This is a genomic window from Streptomyces odontomachicola (genome assembly GCF_039605595.1).
Taxonomy (GTDB): Bacteria; Actinomycetota; Actinomycetes; order Streptomycetales; family Streptomycetaceae; genus Streptomyces.
Map to the genome: position 1 here is coordinate 146,036 of NZ_JBCFOK010000016.1, position 18,613 is coordinate 164,648.

An 18,613-nucleotide genomic window follows, 5' to 3' on the forward strand; every position below is an offset into this window, starting at 1 on the left:
CTCAGTGCGGGTGTGGGGGCAGGTCCCGTTGTCCTGCGGGGTAGTGCAGGAGCAGCACGGAGCGGACGGTGTCCTCGGGCGCCGCGTAGGAGTGCGGCTGCGAGGCGTCGAACTGGATGTAGTCGCCGGGGCCGAGCTCCACCTCGCGGCCGCCGACGGTGACGTGGAGGCGTCCGGCCTGTACGGCGGTGTGCTCGCGGCCCACGTGGCCCTGCGATTCCTGGCGGCGGCCGGCCCTGACGCGCTGGTCGTACACCTCCAGGATCATGCCGCCCTGCTCCACGCGCTGGAGCGGGCGGAGGTCCACGCCCTCGCCGCTGAGCACCTCGGCCTCGTCGCCGCGCACCACCGTGACGCCGTCGGGCACGCTCTGCTCCAACAGGTCGGAAATGGGCAGCTCCAGCGCCCTGGACAGGCTGAACACCGTCTCGATGGTGGGGTTTCCCGTGCCGGACTCGAGCTGGGAGAGGGTGGCCTTGCCGATGTTGGATTTTCGGGAGAGCTCGGAGAGGGAGATTCCGCGCCGGTGCCGCGCGGCACGCAGATTCCCCGCCAACGTCCCCCGGATCCCCTGCTCCCCCACGCCGACTCCTCTCCGTTCGCCATGCCGAACACCAGGATGCCTCAACCTACAGGGGCGGAACGCACGCCCACACCTAGGAGAAAGGGCGTCTGCACATCGAGCGACGCGTCAAGGACTCAGGGCACTGGCGGCGGTGTTCTCGCGTTTCCAGATTGCCGCTCCGGCGCACGCGAGCCCGATGAGGAACGGGTGGACGGCTCCGCGTTCGATGAGCCCGATGATCCCGATGGCGTTGCCGCCGGAACTGATGATCAAGGTGAGGTAGAGCAGCATCGAGAGCAGCCCGATCACGCCGACCGTGATCAACGCTCGGCCCGTACGGGCCGAGACGCCGATGCGCTGCCGGCGGCGCCCGAGGACGATGACCAGCACGTTGCCGCCGGTGAACCCGGCGAAGGCGCCCATGCTGTGGTACTCACCGGTGCCGTCTTGAAGCGCCTCGCCCGATCCGGGATACAGCGCGAGCAGCACGCCGCCGACGGCCAGCAGCGCAGCGGGGACGAGCATGGCCCACCGGCGCCCTTGTGCCAGGTCCCGCAACGCGACCACCCCGGCCAGGATGGTGATCCCGAAGAGGAGGAATCCGGCGTTCATCACCCAGGCCAGCGGCGAGTACATGTACTGGCCGAACAGGGTCGACGGCCCGCGGACGCCCAGGTTGCTGATGAAGTGGTGGGTGTAGCTGTAGGCGGGATCGGTCCACGCGGCGGCGGAGACGAACTCCCCCAGCAGGAAGATCACTGGTCCGGCGATCAGCAGCGCTCCCGCCATCCGGCGCTGAGGCCGGGATCCGTCCGCGTCGCCGTGCTCCTGCGCGTTGGTCGGCGGCTTCGTACGGCGCGCACTGGAGCGCACGGTCGTGTCTTTCATCGGCATCCTCTCTCTGGCGAAGGGCCGGGCACATCCGCTTCACTCGAACTCTAACTATATCGAGTGTAGTTTTATAGCGGGTATAGAGAGTAACCGAGGGTAGAGTGAGGGCATGGTGGATTCAGTGCCCGTGGGGCGTCGTGAGCGCAAGAAGGCCGCTACGAGGGCGGCGATCCTGGATGCGGCGACGGCACTCTTCCTCGACCGCGGCTTCGATGCGGTGACGGTGCGTGAGATCGCCGACAAGGCGGATGTGACCCCCAAGACGGTCTTCACGCACTTCCCGCACAAGGAAGCGCTCGTCTTCAGCGACGAAGGGGAACGACACGAGCGGCTCATCGCCGCGGTGCGGGACCGCACACAGGGGACCTCGGTCTCCGAAGCGCTGAAGGCGCATTACCTCGCCGAGATCGCCGCGCTGAAGACCGAGCCGCAGAGCCGGATCCTCGCGCTGATGGACCGCACTCCCTCCCTGGTCGACTACGCGGAGAAGATGTGGCTGCGTCACGAGGACGCGCTGATCGCTGCGCTCACCGAGGAGTTCGGGCTCGACGAACCGAGTGAGGAGATCCGCTTCTACGTACGCTTCGCGCTCCAGATCCAGCTCATGGCCGTGCGCGAGGCAGACCCGGAATCGTCCGTGGCCGCCGGCTTCCGGTTCCTCGACCAGGGCTGGGCGCACCACAGCGAGGGCCGGCGCCAGGGGCCTGAGACCTAGTAGCGGGGTGCGCAGGGGTCACGTGACTGCAATGACGTCGTGGTGACAGGTTCGTCATCGGAGTGCAGGGTGATTCGTTGGGCAGCGGGGCGTACGGAAGGGGATGCGGAATGGTCGGGCGCCGGAAACTGCTGAGCACCCTCGGAGGCGCGGCGCTCGGCGCCGGCGCTCTCGCCGGCTGCGGTTCCAACACCGGGCGCGGCGGGACCGATTCAGGCGGCGGGCCGACACTCGAGCACTGGTACCACCAGTACGGCGAGCCCGGCGTGGAGCAGGCCGTCCAGCGCTACGCCGACGACTACCCCAAGGCCCACGTCCGCATCCAGTGGCGCCCCGGCAACTACGACCAGCAGACCGCCGCCGCCCTCCTCACCTCCTCGGGGCCCGACGTGTTCGAGGTCAACGGCCCCACCATCGAGATGATCCAGGGCGGCAGGGTCGCCGACCTGACCGCGCTGCTCGAAGGCAACGGCGTACGCGCCGACTTCGACCCCGCCGCGCTGGAGCCCAAGATCTGGGAGGGCCGCGTCTGGGGCATCCCGCAGGCCATCGACACCCAGGTCCTCTACTACCGCAAGAGCATGCTGCGCCGCGCCGGAGTGCGCCCGCCCCGTACCCTCGACGAACTCCTGGACGCGGCTCAGGAGTTGACCACCAAGGACGTGAAGGGCCTCTTCCTCGGCAACGACGGCGGAGCCGGCGTGCTCAGCCAGACCCCGCTCAACGCCGCGGGCCTGGAGTTCGTCACCAAGGACGGCGAGGTCGGATTCGACGATCCCGCCGCGGCCCGCGCCCTCGGCAAGCTGCGCCGGCCGTACGAGGACGGCTCGCTGCTCCTGGGCGCGCCCTCCGACTGGGCCGACCCGGCCGCGTTCACGCAGGGCCTGACCGCGATGCAGTGGTCGGGCCTGTGGGCGCTGCCCATGGTGCGCAAGGCGCTCGGCGGCGACTTCGGGGTGCTGCCCTTCCCGGCTGATGGCAAGCAGGGGCGGCCCGCGGTGCCGGTCGGCGCCTACGCGGCCGCCGTCGCCCAGAGCAGCCCGCACCGCGAGGCGGCGAAGGCGTACATGCGCTGGCTGTGGGTCGAACACGCCGAGCACCAAAGGGACTTCGCCCTGTCGTACGGTTTCCACCTCCCGGCCCGCCGTTCCCTCGCCCGGCATGCGAAGCCACTCCAAGAGGGCGAGGCCGCACGCGCCGCCGAGTACGCGCGCGCGTACGGAAAGGCCGAACCGCTCCTGTGGACCAACGCCTCCCGCACCGCCTACCAGGACGCGCTCAGCCGCATCATCAAGGACGGCGCGGACCCGGACCGCGAAGTGCGCGCGGTCGTACGGAAGGTGCGCACGGAACTGGCCCGGGTCAGGAACCGCGCCGGGAGGGGCAAGTGAGCAGCCCGTTCCTGGCACGGCTGAAGCCCAGGACCGCGCAAGGCCGCGCCGCGCTGTGGTTCTGGATCTTCACCGGCCCCTTCGTGATCGGCCTGGCGGTCTTCACGTACGTGCCGCTGATCTGGAGCCTCTGGCTGAGCTTCTTCGACGCGTACGACACCGTCACCCCGGGCTCGCGCGACTTCGTCGGGGCCGACAACTACACGGAGCTGCTGAGCGATCCGGCGTTCCTGCGCAGCCTGGGCACCTTCGTGCTCTTCGCGCTGTTCATCGTGCCGACGACCTATGTGCTCGCGCTCGCGCTGGCGCTCGCGGTGAACCGGCTGCCGCGCGCCCAGGCGTTCTTCCGCTCGGTCTTCTTCCTGCCCGCCGCGTGCAGCTATGTGGTGGCCGCGATGGTGTGGAAGCTGTCGGTGTTCAACGGGGTGCGGTTCGGGCTGGCGAACACCGTGCTGGGCTGGTTCGGCGCCGACCCGGTGGCCTGGCTCTCGACGACCCATCCGCCCTGGTACTGGCTGGTGCTGGTGACCGTCCGGCTCTGGCTCCAGACAGGCTTCTACATGGTCCTCTTCCTCGCCGGGCTGCAACGCGTACCGGACAGGCTGTACGAGGCCGCCGCGGTGGACGGCGCGAAACCCGGCTGGCAGACCTTCCGGCACATCACGCTGCCCGCGCTGCGGCCCACCTCGGTCGCGGTGCTGCTGCTCCTGGTGATCAACGCGTTCCAGTCGTTCGACGAGTTCTACAACCTGCTGTCGGACTCCCGGGGTTATCCGCCCTACGCCCGCCCGCCGCTGGTGCACCTGTACTTCCTCGCGCTCGGCCAGGGCCAGAACCTCGGCGTGGGCAGCGCGGGCGCCGTGATCCTCGCGCTCATCATCGCGGTGGCGACCGTGCTGCAGGTGCGCTGGTCAGGACTCGGGCGGCGTACGAGGGAAGAAGGGGTGGCCTGATGTACGCCTCGCAGGAGCGGCATGTGCGCGCGGGCCGGGCGCTGCGCGTCGCGGCCCTGGTCGCGCTCGCCGTCCTCTTCCTCCTCCCCTTCTACCTCCTGGTGCGGAACGGTCTCGCCCGCGAGTCCGACATCACCGCGCCCGACTGGACGTTCTTCCCGAGCGATCCGCAGTGGCACCACCTGCGCGAGGTCTTCGAGGACCCCAACCTCCCGCTGGGCCGCGCCCTGCTCAACTCCGCGCTGATCGCCGTCGGCGGCACGGCCGGGACCCTGCTGGTCGCCTCCCTCGCCGGGTACGGTCTTGCCCGCATCCCGTACCGCTGGTCGGCGCATGTGCTGTACGCGGTGCTCGGCACGCTCATGGTCCCGGCCGCCGTGACGTTCGTGCCGACCTTCGTGCTGGTCTCCTCGCTGGGCTGGGTGTCCACGCTGCGCGGGCTGATCGTGCCGACCCTGTTCAGCGCGGTGGCGTGCCTGATCTTCCGGCAGTACTTCCTGGGCTTCCCCCGCGAGCTGGAGGACGCGGCCCGCGTGGACGGCCTCGGGCACTGGCGCACCTACTGGCGGGTGGTGGTGCCCAACTCGCGCCCGGTGTTCGCCGCGACCGGCACCATCGTGTTCGTCGGCGCCTGGAACTCCTTCCTCTGGCCCCTCGTCATCGGCCAGGACCGGGACGCCTGGACCGTGCAGGTGGCGCTCTCCACCTTCACCACGGCGCAATCGGTCAACCTGCACGGCCTGTTCACCACGGCGGCCGTCTCGATCCTCCCCCTGCTCCTGGTCTTCCTCCTCTTCCAGCGGCACCTGGTGGCGGGGGTGGAGAGGACGGGGATCGACGACTGAGCGCGTGCCTCAGCGATCTCGTACGGACACCAGCCCGTTGAAGACCCCCGCGTACGCCGTGCCGTCAGGGCCGATCGTGATCGGGGCCCAGTTGTTGTCGTAGAAGGGGCCCGTGCCGGTGAGCCGCTTCCAGCGGGTCTTGCCCGTGCGGTGGTCCACGGCCGTCAGGTACCAGGCGTCGATGCCCCGGCGGTCGGGCTGCTTCGTGTAGAAGTACAACAGCCCGTTGCCGGTGGAGAGTTTGGGCACGCTGCTCGGCGCCTTCTCCTCGCTCTCCCACACGGTGTCGCAGCCGCTGCCGTCCTTGCGCACGTCGACGCGGGTGATCCCGCCGGGCACGCTCTTGCCGAGGAGCAGGGACGTCGGGTTCTCGTAGCCGTAGTTGTTCTCCGCGACCAGGCTGCGGCCCCAGCCGATGAGGGAGTTGTCCGTGGTGGAGGCCCCGCTGCGGAAGAGGGGCACCTTGCACACCAGGGAGCCGTCGGTGCGGCGGTGCACCTGGAGGTGCATGCGGTCGTCGGCGTTGTCGGTGATCGCCACGTAACGCCCCGCACCCCTCCCCCGGCCTTCGCCGAGCAGCGTCGGCGTCGTGCCCGAACCCTGGTTGACCGAGCCCGGCTTGGAGCGCGTGCCGCGGTCGTACGGGGTGCGCCAGCGGGCCGCCGGCGTACCGTCGCGGTCGGCGCGGAAGGCGTACAGCGCGTGGTCGGAGACGATCGAGACCCCGTCGGGACCGGTCGAGAAGGAGTTCTGGATCTCCTCGCCGCGCAGCCGCGTGCTGCGGACGGCGCCGTCGCGCGGGTCCACGGTGCCGATGCGGCCCTGCCGGGTGACCCACCAGATGCGGCCGTCCCAGTCGGGCGCGACCGAGGTGACGGGGTCGCACTGGCCCTTGGGGTACAGGTTCGTCCAGCTCACGCAGTCGTGCGGTACGTGCCGCGTGAGGTCCCAGTCGGCGTCCTTCCTGAACTCCCATGTGCCGTCGGCCTTCTGACGGTGCGACAGGCGCAGGATGTGCTGCCGCGAGTCCGCGAGCACCAGCCGGTCGCGGTGGTCGAGGTAGGCGTACGCGCCGCCCGAGGTGTCCTTGAAGATCCGCGAGAAGTCCAGCCGGGAGACCGCCTCCACCGTGGAGGGCCGCTGCGGCAGCCGGTACTCGGCGAGGGTCCGCAGGCTCCCCGGCTCCAGCAGCTTGACCCGGAAGCCCTGGAAGGTGCCGCACACCGTGACGATGCGGCCGCCCCTGTCGAAGGTGAGGGTGGCGCACTCGCCGCCGACCGGCGCCATCGCCGCGCTGCGCACCCGCGGGTCCCGGCCCTGCGGTCCCGGGAAGGGGTGGGTGTCGCTGGAGGCGGCGTCGCCGTGCATGCCGCTGCGCCCGTTGTCCGCGAGGTACGGGTTCTGCGGCGGCCCCTCCCCCGGCACGGGCCGCGCGGGGGCCGGCGCGCCCTCGTACCGCTCGACCAGCCTGTGGCCCGGCGCGCGCGGCACCGGCGAGGGGTCGGCGGGAGCGGCGTACGCGGTCCCGGGCGCGGCGAGGAGGCCGCACACCAGCAGCGCGAGCACCGGGGAGCCGCATCTGAACTGCGGTTTCACCTTGGGTCGTTGCACGGGGATTCCCTCCGCTGGGCCGTCGGAGCCGGACGCGGCGACGGTACGGAGGAGGGGTGCAGGAGTCCATGGGCGTCATGGGGCGTTCACGGGACCGTATTCGTCCGCGAAACGGGCCGGCCCCTGTGGCAGACTGCGCCGCCGACCGTACGTGTGACATTGGGGGAACGGGCATGCGCAGAGGCGGACGGATACCGCGCTGGGTCCTGGTGACGTGGGGCGCGCTGGTGGTGCTGGGCGGCGGGGGCACGCTGCTGCTCCAGCAGGGGCCCGGGGTCGACTCCGGGGTGTCCGGCGAATCCGTGGCGCCCGAGAACGGGGGTGGCCACGACCGGCTCACCCCCGAACAGCGGCGGGAACTGGAGCGGCGGTGCCCGCGCGACGACGAGGACGGCGCGATCACGGCCTGCGTCGTCACCACCGAGGGCGACTGAACCGCGCGCACGGCCGGGACCCCGCTAGGCGCTCTCCCGCGCCAGCTCGCGGACCTTCCTGAGATACGCGCGGGTCTCCGGGTACGGCGGTATGCCGCGGTACCTGCGTACCGCACCGAGGCCCGCGTTGTACGCCGCGAGCGCGAGGTCCACGGCGTCCCCCGGAATGCCCTCGGCGCGCACCACGCCGATCAGCCGGCACATGTACGCGCCCAGCGAGGGGATCGCGTCCTCGGGGTCGAACACGTCGGCGCGGCCGTCTCCGCTGTAGTCCCGGCCCTCCACGCGCCAGGTGCCGGGCATGAACTGGGCGATGCCCTGAGCGCCCGCCGACGACTCCGCGTCCGGGTCCCACTCCGACTCGACCTGGATCTGCGCGCCGACGAGCAGCACGCTCAGCTCGGGGCAGTACCCGGCGGCCCGCTCGACCAGCGCCCGGTAGCGCTCGGGTATGACGACGCCGGCCCGCGGCTCCGCCACGGCGCGCTCAGCCCCGCCCGGCTGCGGCCGCCTCGGCCAGGGTGTCCAGGTGGTGCAGGGACTCCGCCTCCGGCCTCGTCGGGAGGAAGAACAGCACACGTTCCACGCCCAGTTCGGCGTAGCCGCGCACGGACTCCTCGTCGTGTGCCGTGCCGTACACCGTGACCGGCACGTCCCGCCCTGCCCGCTCGCGCAGCCGCTCCATCTGCGGGCCGAGCTCCTTCGGCGGCGCGCCGTTGGCCAGCCACGCGTCGCCGAGCTCGGCGACCCGCGGGAACGCGGCCTCGCCGCCGCCCACGTACACCGGCGGATGCGGGCTCTGCACCGGCTTGGGCCAGGAGTAGACCGGGTCGAAGTCGACGAACTCGCCGTGGAACTCGGCGCGCTCCTCGGTCCAGAGGTTCCTGATCGCGCGCAGCCTCTCGTCCACCAGGCGGCCGCGTGTGGAGGGGTCGGTGCCGTGGTTCTCCATCTCCTCGCGGTTCCAGCCGACGCCGACGCCGAACACGGCGCGGCCCCCGGAGACCAGGTCGAGCGAGGCGACCTCCTTCGCGAGGTGGATCGGGTCCCGCTGGGCGACCAGCGCGACGCCCGTGCCCAGCAGCAGCCGCTCGGTCACCGAGGCCGCGGCGCTCAGCGCCACGAACGGGTCGAGCGTGCGGTAGTAGATGTCCGGCAGCTCGCCGCCGCCCGGATAGGGCGAGCGCCGCTCCACCGGGATATGGGAGTGCTCCGCGATGAGGAGCTGGTCGAAGCCGCGCTCCTCCGCCGCGCGGCCGAGCTGCGCCGGGCGGATGCCCTGGTCGGTGATGAAGGTCGAGATGCCGAACTTCACGGCGTCCCCTCTCCGTTGTCGGGTCCACTCCGTTCATAGACGCGCCCCCGCGCGAGGGCAACGGTTCAGCCGCCGTGCGGCATTCCCCTGAGCGCGCCGCGCCGGGCGTCGAGCAACTTGTCCGGGGTGACGGGGAGTTGACGCACCCGCACACCGGTCGCGTCGTGCACCGCGTTGACGATCGCGGCGGGCGAGCCGACGATGCCGATCTCGCCGATCCCCTTCGCGCCGAGCGGCCCCGCGTGCGGGTCCTCGTCGTCGAGCCAGTGCGCCTCGATGTCCCCGGCGTCCGCGAGCGTGGGCACGTGGTACGAGGCGAGGTCGTGGGTCATCACATGCCCCGTGCGGTGATCGAGGACGCTCTCCTCGAACAGCGCCATCGACATCCCCATCAGCATCCCGCCGGTGAGCTGGGAGCGCGCCGTGCGCGGGTTGACGATCCGCCCCGCGGAGAAGACCCCGAGCATCCTCGGCGCCCGCACCTCGCCGGTGTGCACGTCCACGCGTGCCTCGGCGAACTGAGCGCCGAAGGAGTGCAGCGCGTAGCGGTCCTTGTCCGCCGGCCCCTCCATCTCCCCCTGCGCGCGGGCCCCCGGCGCGGGATCCGTCCCGTGCTCGGCGCGGAAGGCGCGGGCCGCCTCCACCACGGCCGTGCCCCAGGAGGCGGTGCCGGAAGAGCCGCCCGCCACGGTGGCGAAGGGCAGCGCGGTGTCGCCGATCTCGGCGCGCACCGCGTCGGCCGGCACCTCCAGGGCGTCCGCGGCGATCTGGGTGAGCGCGGTGCGGGCTCCGGTTCCGATGTCGGCGGCGCCGATGCGCACCGCGTAGCGGCCGCCGCCCAGGTGCTCGACCTCGGCCACGTTGCCGGGTGCCACCAGGCCCGGGTAGGTGGCCGCCGCCACGCCGAGGCCCACGAGCCAGTCGCCCTCGCGCCGCGTGCCCGGCGCAGGGCGCTCGTACCAGCCGAACCGCTCGGCCCCCGTGCGCAGGCACTCCGCCAGCCGCCGCGAGGACCACGGATTGCCGCTCTCCGGGTCGGTCTCCGGCTCGTTGCGCAGCCGCAGCTCCACGGGGTCGATGCCGCAGGCGTGCGCGAGCTCGTCCATGGCGCACTCCAGCGCGAACATGCCGGGCGCCTCGCCCGGTGCCCGCATCCAGGAGTTCACCGGCAGGTCCAGCGCGGCCAGCCGGTGCGCGGTGTGCCGGCAGTGCGCGGCGTACATCATCCGCGAGGGCACCGCCGACTGCTCGGCGAACTCCTTGATGCGCGCGGTCTGTTCGAGCACGTCGTGGCCGAGCGCGGTCAGCCGGCCGTCCTTGGTGGCGGCGAGTCGCATCCGCTGCACGGTGGGGGTGCGGTAGCCGACGAGGGAGAACATCTGCTGCCGGGTGAGCGCGAGCTTCACGGGGCGCCCGGCGAGCCGCTTGGCGGCCATCGCGGCCAGCACGTTGTGCGCGTGCGGCATGCCCTTGGAGCCGAAGCCGCCGCCCACATGCGGGTTGATCACCCGTACACGGCCGGGGTCGAGCCCGAGGAGCGGGGCCAGGGTGGTGCGTACGGTGTGGGCGCCCTGGGTCGAGTCGTAGAGGGTCAGCCGCGGCCCCTCGGGGCCCTCCTCCCAGAGCGCGGTCGTGGCGTGCGGCTCCATCGGGTTGTTGTGCTCCATCGGCGTCGTGTAGGTGACGTCGACGGCGCAGCCGTGCTCCGCGTACAGCGCCTGGTCGATCTCCTCGGCGATCTCGCCGCCCTCGTCGGAGGTCGCGGGGAAGGCGGGGTTGACCTTGTCGGGGGTGTACAACTCCCGGCTGTCGTCGCGGAGTTCGGTCTCGTGCGGCCACTCCTCGCAGTCGATCCGCACCAGTTCGGCCGCGTGCCGCGCGGTCTCCGGGGTGTCCGCGAGCACCGCGCCGAGGAGCTGGCAGCGGAAGTGGATCTCGTCGCCCTGGAGGATCTCCAGCTCCGCGTCGCCCGTCGACTCCAGCGCGGGCGCGTTGTGGTGGGTGAGGACCACGAGCACGCCGTCCAGCTCCTCGGCGGCCGAGGCGTCGATCCCGCGCACCCGGCCGCGCGCGACCGGAGCGGTGAGCGGGAAGAGGTACGCGGGCCCCTCCGCCTGCTGCTCGTACGCGTACGGCGCGGTGCCCGTGACCTTCGCGGGGCCCTCGATCCTGCGCAGCGGGGTGCCGGTGGCGCGGGGGTTCGGCTCGGGCGCGTTCATGAGGTGTGCTCGTTCATGCGGTGTGCTCCTTCGCGGCGAGGCCGCGCAGCACCGCGGTGAGCGCGCCGCGGACCATGCCGACCTTGAACTCGTTGTCCGGCAGCGGCCGCGCGGCGGCCAGCTCGGCGTCGGCCGCGTGCGCGAAGGCGTCCGGCGTGGGCGCCGTGCCGCGCAGCGCCTCCTCGGCCGCCGTCGCGCGCCAGGGCTTGTGCGCGACCCCGCCGAGCGCGATCCGCGCCTCCCGCACGTGCCCGTCCACGCCCAGGTCGAGGGCCGCGGCCACGGACACCAGCGCGAAGGCGTACGAGGCGCGGTCCCGCACCTTGCGGTAGGCGGAGCGGTGCGCCGCGTACGGGACCGGCGGCAGCTCGACCCCGGTGATCAGCTCGCCGTGCTCCAGCACGGTGTCCCGCTCCGGGCTGTCCCCGGGCAGCCGGTGGAACTCCCGCGCCGGGACCCGCCGTTGATCACCGTGCCGCCCCAGCGTGACCACCGTGGCGTCCAGCGCGCACAGGGCCACGGCCATGTCCGAGGGGTGCACCGCGAGGCAGTGCTCGGAGGCGCCGAGGATCGCGTGATAGCGGGTCCAGCCCCCGTCGGCCGAGCAGCCTGTGCCGGGCTCGCGCTTGTTGCAGGGGGTGGTGACGTCCTGGAAGTAGGCGCAGCGGGTGCGCTGGAGCAGGTTGCCGCCGGTGGTCGCGGCGTTCCGGAGCTGCCCCGAGGCGCCGGAGAGCAGCGCCTGCGAGAGCACCGGATAGCGGCGGCGTACGAGGGGGTGCGCGGCGAGGTCGCTGTTGCGCACGGTGGCGCCGATGTGCAGCCCGCCGTCGGGCAGTTCGTCCACGGTGTCCAGGGGCAGCCGGGAGACGTCCACGAGCAGGTCGGGCCGGGCCACACCCAGCCTCAGGTGGTCCACGAGGTTGGTGCCGCCCGCCAGGAACACCGCCTCGGGGTGCCCCGCGACCGCCGCGACGGCGCCGCCCACGTCCTCGGCCCGCCGGTACTCGAAGGGCTTCACGACCGCACCGCCCCTGCGCTGTGCTCCGGCCCGCCGTGCTCCGGCCCGCCGCGCGCCGCCTCGTCCCGCGCGGCCTCCCGTACGGCGGCGAGGATGCCCCCGTACGCGCCGCAGCGGCACAGGTTGCCGCTCATCCGCTCGCGCAGCTCCGCGTCGTCGAGGCCCTCCGCGGTGATCTCCTCCGCGAGGTCGGCCGTCACCACGCTGGGGTGCCCCTCTGCCGCCTCCCGCAGCATGCCGGCGGCCGAGCAGATCTGGCCCGGTGTGCAGTATCCGCACTGGTAGGCGTCGTGTTCGAGGAAAGCGCGCTGTACGGGGTGGAGTCTGCCGCCCTCCTCCGGATCCCCTTCGCACAGCCCCCGCGCGGTGGTCACCCGCGCACCGTCGTGCGCGACGGCGAGGGCGAGGCAGCTCAGCGCCCTCCGGCCGTCCAGCAGAACGGTGCAGGCGCCGCACTGCCCGTGGTCGCACCCCTTCTTCGGGGAGGTGACCGCGAGCCTGTCGCGCAGCGCGTCCAGCACGGTGGTGCGGGTATCCACGGCCAGGGGCCGCTCCTCGCCGTCCACCCACAACGTGATCCGAGCATCCATCCCGCCCGCGGTACCACCGCCACCGGTACCCCGAAACGTGCTTGGCCCACCTGGCGGAGGCGGGAGCGGGGCCGGACCGGAGCGGGTCTCGCGGCGTACGGCGGCGGGCTTCCCGAGGCGCGGCAGCCGGCTTCCCGGCGCGGCCGCGGGCTTCCCGCGGCGCGGCGGCGGGCTTTCCGGACTGCGCCGGCCGGCTTTCCGCCCTGCTGCCGCGGGCTTCTTGACACCGGTGTCAGGGCTGTGACCAGGGTGCTGTCCGGCACGGCGTACACGTTCCGACCCGGTGAGGTGCAAGTGGGCAGGCACACGCCCGTCACGCGCGGCGAGCTGGCCTCGGCCGCGCTGTCGGCGGCCGACGCGTTCACCGAGCTGGTGCTCTCGGCGCGGGAGCCGGACCGCCGGGTGCCCGCGACCCCGGCGTGGACGGTCACCGAGGTCTTCGGCCACGTGGCCATGGAGCCGGGCCGGTACCGCGACCTCGCGCTGGGCGGAGACGAGTACCCGGAGCAGGTCGCGGAGCTCCCGGCGTTCAACGCGGAGCAGGTCCGCACCCTGCCCACCCGCGACCTTCCCGCGCTCGCCGACCGGCTGGGCAAGGACCTGCGCTCCTTCGTCGCCACCGTCCAGGACTTCGGGGACGAGCAGCCCCTGATGTTCTTCGACGGCGGGCAGCGGGTGCGGCCCGACCTGGCGCTCGGCACGCTGCTGGGCGAGTTCCTGGTGCACGGCCACGACATCGCCCGCGCGCTGGGGCGGCCCTGGCCCATCGCGCCGGAATACGTCCCGCTGGTGATGGAGGGGCTGCACCAGGTGCTGCCCGGATGGGTGGACCCGCGCCGGGCCGCCGGGCACACGGCCACGTACGCCTTCAGGCTGCGCGGCGAGGGGGCCTGCGCCGCCACGTACCTCTACCGCTTCGAGGACGGCGGCCTCACCGTCGACCCGCCCGGAGAACACCGCCCCGACGTGACCATCACGGCGTCCCCGGTCACCGCGCTGCTCCTCAACTACGGCCGCACGAGCCAGTGGAGAGCGGCCCTCACCGGCGGGACCACCGCCAGAGGCAGACGCCCGTGGCTGGCGGCGAAACTGCGGGGGCGGTTCCTGGCGGCGTGAGGCGGCTGCCCGCGCGAGGCTCCGGCGTACGGTCGCGAGATGCGCGGTCCGCCGGCGCGCGGTTCACTGGCACGCGGAGCGCGGCCCGCCTTTCGCCCCGAATCCCGCATTCCTGTGTCCCGGGGCGCCGGGCGGGGAAGCATCCGCAGGTTCGGCCCGTTTCACCGCGTGGACCCATCCGCACCTCGCCAGGAGGAACAGCCGTGGGCGCCCCTCTCAAGGAAAGCGAAGTCGCAGCGCACGTCTCCGGTATCTGCTTCAAGACGGGACCGCCCCGGCGCACCGGGGTGGAGCTCGAATGGCTCGTGAGGGACCGCGGGCGCCCGGCACTGGCGGTTCCCGCGCGGCGTCTCCACGAGGCGCTCGCCCCGCTGCGGGAACCGGGCGCGCTGCCCGGCGGAAGCCGGGTCACCCAGGAGCCTGGCGGACAGGTCGAGTTGAGCTCCCTGCCCGCCGACACCCCCGCACGCTGCGCCGCCGCGATGGCGGCCGACGCGGAGCGGCTGCGGCAGACCCTCGCGCGGGCGGGTCTGATACCCGACGGCAGCGGTCTCGACGCACACCGGCTGCCCCCGCGGATACTCGACCACCCCCGCTACCGGGCGATGGAGACGTACTTCGACCGCGAGGGCCCATGGGGCCGCATGATGATGCGGGCCACCGCCTCCGTCCAGATCAACATCGACGCGGGGGACGAGAGCGAGGGCCCGCTCGGCTACCGGGCGCGCTGGAACATGGCGCACCGGCTCGGCCCCGTACTCATCGCCGCCTTCGCCAACTCCCCGCTGTGGAACGGCCGTCCGACCGGCTGGGCCTCCACCCGGCAGGCCGTCTGGTCCCACATGGACCCCTCCCGCGTGCGCCCGCCCGAGCCCGGCGGCGGACCGCGCGACTCCTGGGCACGGCACGCGCTGGACGCACCGCTGCTGTGCGTACGGGGCGAGGGCCCTGGCCCGTGGACGGTGCCGCGGGGCCTGACCCTGCGGGACTGGCTGCGGGACGGCGGGAACGGCGCGGGGAGCCTGAACGGCGCGGGCCGGCCACCCGACCTGGAGGACGTCGACTACCACCTGTCCACCCTCTTCCCTCCGGTGCGGCCGCGCGGCTGGCTGGAGCTGCGGATGGTGGACGCGCAGCACGGCGACGACTGGCAGGTCCCGCTGCTGGTGACCGCCGCGCTGCTGGACGACCCCGTTGCCTCGGCCGCCGCGCGCGCCGCGACCGAACCGCTCGCCCCCGGGCGGGAGTTCGCGCCGTGGCCGGTGTGGCTGCGCGCGGCCCGCGCGGGGCCCGCCGACCCCGAGGTCGGCCGGGCGGTGCGGGCCTGCTTCGCCGCCGCGCAGGAAGCCCTCGCGCGCCAGGCCGCACCGGCCGGGGCGCGGGAGGCGGTGGCCGCCTTCGCCGAGCGCTACGCGCTGCGCGGCCGATGTCCGGCCGACGACAGGCTCGACGCACTGCGCGAGAACGGCGGGAACGGCGGGAGCAGTGGGAACAGCGGAAACAGCAGCAACACAGCCCCGCACCGGGGCGAGTACGCGGGCACCGCGAGCCCGCCCGACGTGTTCCCTCCCGCGCCACCCGCGCACCACCGCCCCGTACCGCCCGTATCACCCGCATCCTCCATACCGGAATCCGCGGATCTCGTAGAAGGAGCACCGTGATGACCGAAACCCCGACCGTCGCTCCCCCGTCCTCCGCCCCCTCCTCCCCGGCGCCGGGCCACGACGCCGCGCGGGGCATCCGGCGCGAAGCGGAGGCGGCGCTGCGGCGGGCGCGGCGGCGCACGCTCGCGCTCACCGCGGAGTGTCTGGGTCACGACGAACTCACCGCCCAGCACTCGCCGTTGATGTCACCGCTGGTGTGGGACCTGGCCCACATCGCCAACCAGGAGGAGATCTGGCTGCTCCGCGAGGCGGGCAGGCGCCCGGCGCTGCGCCCCGAGCTCGACCGCCTCTACGACGCCTTCCAGCACCCGCGCGCCGACCGCCCGGCGCTGCCGCTGCTCGCGCCGGACGAGGCCGAGGCGTACGCGTCCGAGGTGCGCGAACGCGTCCTGGCCATCCTCCAGGACGCCCCTCTCGACTCCCCCGGCGAACGCCTGCTGGAGGACGGCTTCGTCTTCGGCATGATCGCCCAGCACGAGCAGCAGCACGACGAGACCATGCTCGCCACCCACCAGCTCCGCAGGGGCGAGCCGGTCCTCACGGCGCCCGAGCCGGAAGGGGACCCCGCGGCCGGCGACCTCCCCGCCGAAGTCCTGGTCCCCGGCGGCCCGTTCACCATGGGCACCAGCGAGGACCCGTGGGCGCTGGACAACGAGCGCCCCGAGCACCTGGTGCAGGTGCCCGCCTTCCACCTGGACACCGTGCCGGTCACCAACGCCGCGTTCCAGCGCTTCATCGAGGACGGCGGCTACGCGGACCCGCGCTGGTGGAGCACCACCGGCTGGGCCTACCGGAAGCACGCGGACCTGGAGGCGCCGCTGTTCTGGTACCGCGAGGGCGGCACCTGGATGCGCCGCCGCTTCGGGCACCACGAGCCGGTGCGGCCCGACGAGCCGGTGGTGCATGTGAGCTGGTACGAGGCCGACGCGTACGCCCGCTGGGCCGGGCGGCGACTGCCCACAGAGGCCGAGTGGGAGAAGGCCGCGCGCTGGTCGCCCCGGACGGGGACCTGCACCCGCTACCCCTGGGGCGACACCCCGCCGGGCCCCGAACACGCCAACCTGGGCCAACGCCATCTGCGCCCCGCACCGGCCGGCGCGTACCCCGAGGGCGAAGCACCCTGCGGCGCGCGGCAGTTGCTCGGCGACGTGTGGGAGTGGACGGCCACGGACTTCATCGGCTATCCGGGGTTCGAGGCGTTCCCGTACCGCGAGTATTCGGAGGTCTTCTTCGGCACCGAGCACAAGGTGCTGCGCGGCGGCTCCTTCGGCACCGACGAGGTCGCCTGCCGCGGGACCTTCCGCAACTGGGACTTCCCGATCCGGCGCCAGATCTTCGCGGGCTTCCGCACCGCGCGCGACGCCGCGCCGGGCCACGGTGCCACGACCGGCAATCCCTCGGGGGCCGTCTGATGTGCCGTCACCTCGCCTACCTCGGCGCGCCGCGCCCGCTCGCCGGGCTCCTGCTGGATCCGCCGCACGGCCTGTACGAGCAGTCGTACGCGCCCCGGAGGCAGCGGCACGGCACGGTGAACGCGGACGGCTTCGGCATCGGCTGGTACCCGGAGCCCCCACCGGAAGCGGAGGCCAACGGGGGTCCCGAGCCCGCCCGTTACCGCCGCGCCGTGCCCGTCTGGTCCGACCCGAACCTGTCCGACCTCGCCCGCGTCCTGCGCAGCGGCTGCGTTCTGGCAGCCGTCCGGGACGCCACGCCGGGCACCGCGTACGACGAGGCCGCCGTCGCCCCGTACCGCGCGGGCCCCTGGCTGTTCAGCCACAACGGCGCGGTCTCCGACTGGCAACTGCTGCCCCGGGATGCCGGGTTGGGGCTCTCAGCGGAGGAGCTGCTGCGGCTGGAGGCGCGCTGCGACGCGGCGGTGCTGTGGGCCGCCGTGCACGCGAGACTCGCCGCCGGTGAGCCGCCGGGCGCCGCGCTGTCCGCCGTGGTGCGGCAGGTCGCCGCCGTACGTCCGCAGGCCCGGCTCAATCTGCTGCTGACCGACGGCCGGAGCATCCACGCGACCCGCTGGGGCGACACGCTCTGGTACCGGTACGACGCGTACGGGCTGATCGTCGCGTCCGAGCCGGACTCCGCCACCGGGCCCGCCGCACGCGAGGGCGCGCAGGAATGGCTCGAAGTGCCCGAGTGCTCGCTGCTCACCGCCGACCGCGCCTCGGTGCGCACGGAGCCGCTGGCACAGCCCGTACAGGCCGCAGCGCAGCCCTCGCCCGCCGCGCCGCCGTCCGGCGTGCGCCTCGCCACCACCGAGAGGACCCCCGCTCCATGACGAGCCCGTCAGAACGCTTCGTGCTCGACGACCGGCTGCCCGCCGGCTACGCGGCCGCCGCGCTGCGCGCCGACGCCCTCGCGGGGCTGACGGCTGAGGACAAGTCGCTGCCGCCCAAGTGGTTCTACGACGCGCGGGGCAGCGAACTGTTCGAGGAGATCACCCGGCTCCCCGAGTACTACCCGACCCGCGCCGAGCGGGAGATCCTGGAGGCCCGCGCCCCGCGCATCGCCGCCGCCACCCGCGCCGCGACCCTGGTCGAGCTGGGCTCGGGCTCATCCGAGAAGACCCGGCTGCTGCTCAGCGCGCTGCGCGAGTGGGGCTCGCTGCGCGGCTACGTGCCGGTGGACGTGAGCGACAGCGCGCTGCGCGGGGCCGCCGAGGCGCTGCGCTCCGACTTCCCGACGCTCCACGTGCGCGCCATCGCCGCCGACTTCGGCCGCGACCTGGGCCTGGAGGGCACGGGCGAGCCGCGCCTGCTGGCGTTCCTCGGCGGCACGGTCGGGAACCTGCCGCCGGAGGAGCGGGCCGCGTTCCTCAAGCGGGTACGGGGCGCGCTCGGCCCACAGGACGCGCTGCTCCTCGGCACGGACCTGGTGAAGGACCCCGCTGTCCTGGTCGCCGCCTACGACGATCCGCAGGGCGTCACGGCGCGCTTCAACAAGAACGTGCTGAGCGTGCTCAACCGCGAGCTCGGCGCGGACTTCGACCCCGCCGCCTTCCGGCACCTCGCGCTCTGGGACCCGGACAACGAGTGGATCGAGATGCGGCTGCGCGCCACCAGGGAGCAGACCGTCAAGGTCCGCGACCTGGACCTGGCGGTGCACTTCGCCGAGGGCGAGGACCTGCGGACGGAGATCTCCGCGAAGTTCCGCCAGGAGGGTGTACGCGCGGAGCTCGCGGCGGCGGGCCTGGCCCTCCGCCACTGGTGGACGGACGAGGCGGAGCGCTACGCGCTCTCGCTGGCCGTCCCCGAGCGGGCCTGAGCGGGTCTGGCTG

Annotated in this window: 18 protein-coding genes; 10 read left to right on the forward strand and 8 right to left on the reverse strand. The window is 73.2% G+C overall.

Features of this window, described 5'->3' with window-relative positions; all coding sequences use genetic code 11:
* Position 1: 1 nt before the first annotated feature.
* Together ABEE00_RS27140 and ABEE00_RS27145 are read right to left on the reverse strand one after the other, a co-directional pair.
* A complete protein-coding gene (locus ABEE00_RS27140; RefSeq protein WP_345748306.1) occupies positions 2-583 on the reverse strand; it encodes a helix-turn-helix domain-containing protein in 582 nt (193 codons plus the stop codon).
* Between the two features lie 108 nt (positions 584-691).
* Positions 692-1,453 (reverse strand): DUF998 domain-containing protein, encoded by a 762-nt coding sequence (locus ABEE00_RS27145; protein ID WP_345748307.1) that lies wholly within the window; start codon positions 1,451-1,453, stop codon positions 692-694.
* A gap of 112 nt (positions 1,454-1,565) precedes the next feature.
* Between ABEE00_RS27145 and ABEE00_RS27150 the strand changes: the two genes are divergently transcribed.
* The 4 genes from ABEE00_RS27150 to ABEE00_RS27165 all read left to right on the forward strand — a co-directional run bounded on the left by ABEE00_RS27150 (position 1,566) and on the right by ABEE00_RS27165 (position 5,360).
* A complete protein-coding gene (locus tag ABEE00_RS27150) occupies positions 1,566-2,171 on the forward strand; it encodes a TetR/AcrR family transcriptional regulator (RefSeq protein WP_345748308.1) in 606 nt (201 codons plus the stop codon).
* Between the two features lie 110 nt (positions 2,172-2,281).
* Positions 2,282-3,562, forward strand: coding sequence for an ABC transporter substrate-binding protein (locus ABEE00_RS27155; RefSeq protein WP_345748309.1), 1,281 nt, complete (start codon positions 2,282-2,284; stop codon positions 3,560-3,562).
* Positions 3,559-4,515, forward strand: coding sequence for a carbohydrate ABC transporter permease (locus ABEE00_RS27160; RefSeq protein WP_345748310.1), 957 nt, complete (start codon positions 3,559-3,561; stop codon positions 4,513-4,515). Before ABEE00_RS27155 ends, ABEE00_RS27160 begins: the two co-directional genes overlap by 4 nt.
* Complete coding sequence (locus ABEE00_RS27165; RefSeq protein ID WP_345748311.1) at positions 4,515-5,360, forward strand: carbohydrate ABC transporter permease; 846 nt, start codon at positions 4,515-4,517, stop codon at positions 5,358-5,360. The genes ABEE00_RS27160 and ABEE00_RS27165 overlap by 1 nt, the downstream gene beginning before the upstream one ends.
* Before the next feature lie 9 nt (positions 5,361-5,369).
* Here the strand turns inward: ABEE00_RS27165 and ABEE00_RS27170 are convergent, their stop codons facing one another.
* The gene (locus ABEE00_RS27170; protein ID WP_451918677.1) at positions 5,370-6,956 is read right to left on the reverse strand and encodes a hypothetical protein; all 1,587 of its coding nucleotides are present in this window, start codon (positions 6,954-6,956) and stop codon (positions 5,370-5,372) included.
* A 188-nt stretch (positions 6,957-7,144) separates the two neighbouring features.
* Here ABEE00_RS27170 and ABEE00_RS27175 point away from each other — a divergent pair, with 188 nt between their 5' ends.
* Positions 7,145-7,405, forward strand: a complete 261-nt coding sequence (locus tag ABEE00_RS27175; RefSeq protein ID WP_345748312.1) for a hypothetical protein — start codon at positions 7,145-7,147, stop codon at positions 7,403-7,405.
* Between the two features lie 24 nt (positions 7,406-7,429).
* On the opposite strand, the gene ABEE00_RS27180 is transcribed toward ABEE00_RS27175, so the two are convergent.
* The 5 genes from ABEE00_RS27180 to ABEE00_RS27200 form a co-directional block, all read right to left on the reverse strand.
* The gene (locus tag ABEE00_RS27180) at positions 7,430-7,885 is read right to left on the reverse strand and encodes a lytic transglycosylase domain-containing protein (RefSeq protein WP_345748313.1); all 456 of its coding nucleotides are present in this window, start codon (positions 7,883-7,885) and stop codon (positions 7,430-7,432) included.
* 7 nt (positions 7,886-7,892) lie between these two features.
* On the reverse strand, positions 7,893-8,720 hold the full coding sequence (locus ABEE00_RS27185) for an LLM class F420-dependent oxidoreductase (protein ID WP_345748314.1): 828 nt from the start codon (positions 8,718-8,720) through the stop codon (positions 7,893-7,895).
* Between the two features lie 65 nt (positions 8,721-8,785).
* A complete protein-coding gene (locus tag ABEE00_RS27190; protein ID WP_345748315.1) occupies positions 8,786-10,939 on the reverse strand; it encodes a xanthine dehydrogenase family protein molybdopterin-binding subunit in 2,154 nt (717 codons plus the stop codon).
* A 13-nt stretch (positions 10,940-10,952) separates the two neighbouring features.
* The gene (locus ABEE00_RS27195; RefSeq protein WP_345748316.1) at positions 10,953-11,957 is read right to left on the reverse strand and encodes an FAD binding domain-containing protein; all 1,005 of its coding nucleotides are present in this window, start codon (positions 11,955-11,957) and stop codon (positions 10,953-10,955) included.
* Positions 11,954-12,547, reverse strand: coding sequence for a (2Fe-2S)-binding protein (locus ABEE00_RS27200; RefSeq protein WP_345748317.1), 594 nt, complete (start codon positions 12,545-12,547; stop codon positions 11,954-11,956). Before ABEE00_RS27200 ends, ABEE00_RS27195 begins: the two co-directional genes overlap by 4 nt.
* 294 nt (positions 12,548-12,841) lie before the next feature.
* Between ABEE00_RS27200 and ABEE00_RS27205 the strand changes: the two genes are divergently transcribed.
* From ABEE00_RS27205 to egtD, 5 genes are all read left to right on the forward strand, one after another.
* Positions 12,842-13,663, forward strand: coding sequence for a maleylpyruvate isomerase family mycothiol-dependent enzyme (locus tag ABEE00_RS27205; RefSeq protein ID WP_345748318.1), 822 nt, complete (start codon positions 12,842-12,844; stop codon positions 13,661-13,663).
* A 203-nt stretch (positions 13,664-13,866) separates the two neighbouring features.
* Positions 13,867-15,324, forward strand: coding sequence for an ergothioneine biosynthesis glutamate--cysteine ligase EgtA (gene egtA, locus ABEE00_RS27210; RefSeq protein WP_345748319.1), 1,458 nt, complete (start codon positions 13,867-13,869; stop codon positions 15,322-15,324).
* On the forward strand, positions 15,324-16,739 hold the full coding sequence (egtB, locus tag ABEE00_RS27215) for an ergothioneine biosynthesis protein EgtB (protein ID WP_345748320.1): 1,416 nt from the start codon (positions 15,324-15,326) through the stop codon (positions 16,737-16,739). Before egtA ends, egtB begins: the two co-directional genes overlap by 1 nt.
* On the forward strand, positions 16,739-17,614 hold the full coding sequence (egtC, locus tag ABEE00_RS27220) for an ergothioneine biosynthesis protein EgtC (protein WP_345748321.1): 876 nt from the start codon (positions 16,739-16,741) through the stop codon (positions 17,612-17,614). The genes egtB and egtC overlap by 1 nt, the downstream gene beginning before the upstream one ends.
* Entirely contained in the window at positions 17,611-18,600 is a 990-nt protein-coding gene (gene egtD / locus ABEE00_RS27225; protein WP_345748322.1) for an L-histidine N(alpha)-methyltransferase, read from the forward strand. Before egtC ends, egtD begins: the two co-directional genes overlap by 4 nt.
* Positions 18,601-18,613: the final 13 nt, after the last annotated feature.

Coding starts and splice junctions, on each gene's coding strand:
- egtB (WP_345748320.1), top strand. CDS start 15,324: ATGACCGAAACCCCGACCGTCGCTCCCCCGTCCTCCGCCCCCTCCTCC.
- ABEE00_RS27145 (WP_345748307.1), bottom strand. CDS start 1,453: ATGAAAGACACGACCGTGCGCTCCAGTGCGCGCCGTACGAAGCCGCCG.
- ABEE00_RS27165 (WP_345748311.1), top strand. CDS start 4,515: ATGTACGCCTCGCAGGAGCGGCATGTGCGCGCGGGCCGGGCGCTGCGC.
- ABEE00_RS27175 (WP_345748312.1), top strand. CDS start 7,145: ATGCGCAGAGGCGGACGGATACCGCGCTGGGTCCTGGTGACGTGGGGC.
- ABEE00_RS27150 (WP_345748308.1), top strand. CDS start 1,566: ATGGTGGATTCAGTGCCCGTGGGGCGTCGTGAGCGCAAGAAGGCCGCT.
- egtD (WP_345748322.1), top strand. CDS start 17,611: ATGACGAGCCCGTCAGAACGCTTCGTGCTCGACGACCGGCTGCCCGCC.
- ABEE00_RS27190 (WP_345748315.1), bottom strand. CDS start 10,939: ATGAACGCGCCCGAGCCGAACCCCCGCGCCACCGGCACCCCGCTGCGC.
- ABEE00_RS27155 (WP_345748309.1), top strand. CDS start 2,282: ATGGTCGGGCGCCGGAAACTGCTGAGCACCCTCGGAGGCGCGGCGCTC.
- egtC (WP_345748321.1), top strand. CDS start 16,739: ATGTGCCGTCACCTCGCCTACCTCGGCGCGCCGCGCCCGCTCGCCGGG.
- ABEE00_RS27200 (WP_345748317.1), bottom strand. CDS start 12,547: ATGGATGCTCGGATCACGTTGTGGGTGGACGGCGAGGAGCGGCCCCTG.